This is a genomic window from Actinomycetospora sp. (assembly GCF_055612215.1).
In genome coordinates this window covers 1-2,371 of sequence record NZ_JBVPVA010000033.1, presented here as the reverse complement: position 1 = coordinate 2,371, position 2,371 = coordinate 1, and the positions used below count along the sequence as shown (strand labels likewise).

2 protein-coding genes are annotated in these 2,371 nt (G+C 74.9%); both read left to right on the top strand.

The features are described 5' to 3' along the window. Positions 1-49: 49 nt before the first annotated feature. Positions 50-1,297: a glycosyltransferase family 4 protein gene (locus AC0CYZ_RS00680; RefSeq protein ID WP_472211066.1), complete on the top strand. Its 1,248-nt coding sequence runs from the start codon at positions 50-52 to the stop codon at positions 1,295-1,297. Next, positions 1,294-2,371, top strand: a 1,078-nt coding sequence (locus AC0CYZ_RS00675) for a glycosyltransferase family 4 protein (protein WP_472211063.1), incomplete at its 3' end; no start/stop codon positions are given. The genes AC0CYZ_RS00680 and AC0CYZ_RS00675, both read left to right, overlap by 4 nt.

The window sequence follows — 2,371 nt, the reverse complement described above, 5'->3', positions numbered from 1 at the left end:
CGCCGATCGGATCGCCCGGCCCCGGCCCCGACAGGACGGACCCAGGATCTTGCCCGGCAGAGCGCTCATCCTCGTCGAGAACCTCTCGGTGCCGTTCGACCGCCGCGTGTGGCAGGAGGCCACCACGCTGCGCGACCACGGCTGGGACGTCGAGGTCGTCTGCCCGCTGGGGACCGACCGGGACACCGAGCGGGAGGCCGTCGTCGACGGCGTGGCGATCCACCGCTACCCCCTGCAGGCGGCCTCCGGCGGGCCGCAGGGCTACCTGAAGGAGTACGCGACCGCGCTGTTCCACTCGATTTGGCTGGCGCGGTCGATCCACCGCCGTGACCCGGTCGACGTGGTCCACCTGTGCAACCCGCCGGACCTGCTGTTCGTGGTCGCGCTCGTGCTCAGGGTGCTCAGCGGCGGCCGGACGAAGGTGGTGTTCGACCAGCACGACCTCGTGCCCGAGCTCTACCTCTCCCGCTTCCGGCCGAAGCGCGACGCGCTCTACTGGGGCCTGCGGCTCGTCGAGTTCCTCACCTACCGCACCGCCGACGTCGTCATCTCGACGAACGAGAGCTACCGCGCGAAGGCCGTCGGACGCGGCCGGGTGCCTGGCGCGCGCGCGTTCACCGTGCGCAGCGCCCCCGCGCTCGACCGGTTCCGCCAGGTGCCGCCGGAGCCCGAGCTGGCGCGCGGCCGCGAGCACCTGCTCGTGTACCTCGGCGTCATGGGCCCGCAGGACGGCGTCGACTACGCCGTCCGCGCGCTGGCCCGCCTCGCGGAGCGTCGGGACGACTGGCACGCCGCGTTCCTGGGCGGCGGTGACGCGTTCGACGACGTCGTCGACCTCGCCCACCGCCTGGGTCTCGACGACCGCGTCACCTTCACCGGCATGGCCGACACCCCCGACGTGCGGCGCTACCTCTCGACGGCCTGCGTCGGCATCGCCCCGGACCCGCTCAACCCACTGAACGACGTGTCCACCATGAACAAGATCATGGAGTACATGGCCATGGGCCTGCCGATGGTCTCGTTCGACCTCACCGAGAGCCGGGTCTCCGCCGGCGACGCGGCGCTCTTCGCGCGCCCCAACGACGTCGACGAGTACGCCGCGCTGATCTCCGAGCTCCTGGACGACCCGGTGCGCCGCAAGCAGATGGGCGAGGTCGGCCGCGAGCGCGTCGCCGGCGCTCTGTCGTGGTCCCGGTCGCAGGCCACGCTGCTCGCCGCCTACGCCACCGTCGACCCGGCGGCCCCCCGCGACCTCACGGCCCTGCGTCCCACCACGCCGGCGGTCTCCGAACGGTGACCGGCCCCGCACCGCGCCGCACCCGCGGCGACCGGCTCCGGGTGCTCGTCGTCGGGCAGGCCTCGTCGACGCCGGGCGGGATCGCCGCGGTGCAGCGGCTGCACGAGCGGTTCCTGGCCGCGCGCGACGACGTCGAGCTCCACGTCGTCACCACCTACGACGAGGCCGGGGCGCTGCGGCGCCTGCGGCTGATGGTCGGGGGGATCGCCCGGGCACTCGCGCTGGTGCTCGGTGGGCGCGTGGACGTCGTGCACCTGCACGTCGCCAAGGGCCTCTCCGCGCTGCGCAAGGGCGTCATCGTGGCCGCGGCCCGCGCCCGGGGCGTCCCCACCGTGCTGCACACCCACGCCGGCGCGTTCGCCGACTGGTTCGACGGGCTGCCCGCGCCGCTGCGCCCCGTGGTGGCGTGGCTGCTGCGCGCGGACCGTGTCGTCGTCCTCGCCCCGGGCGCCCGCGAGGTCTACACGACGCGGCTGGGGCTGCCCGAGGACCGCGTCGTCGTGCTCACCAACCCCGTGGAGTGGCCCGCGACCGTCCCGGAGCGCGACCTGCACACCGGGACCGTCGACGCGGTGTTCCTCGGGCGCCTGATCGACCGCAAGGGCGTCTTCGACCTCGTCACGGCCGTCGCCGGGCTGCACGCCGCCCACCGCGCCCGGCTGCACGTGACCCTCGCCGGGCACGGGGACGCCGACGCCGTGCGCCGCGCGGTCACCGCGAACGGGCTCGACGGCACCGTCGAGGTCCGCACCTGGATCGGCCCGGCGGAGCGCGACGCGCTGCTGCGCGCCGCCCAGATCCTCCTGCTGCCGAGCTGGTGGGAGGGCCTCCCGATGTCCGTGCTCGAGGGCATGGCGTGGGGCCTGTGCCCCGTGGTCACCCCCGTGGGTGGGCTGGCCACGCTCGTGCGCGACGGGGACAACGGCGTCGTCGTCCCCGTCGGCGACCCCCCGGCGCTCACCGCGGCGCTGGACAAGCTGCTCTCGGACGACGAGGTCCGGGTGCACATCGGCGCCCGGGCGCGCGAGAGCGTGCGCACCTTCGGCGCCGACGCCTGGGCCGACCGGCTCGTGA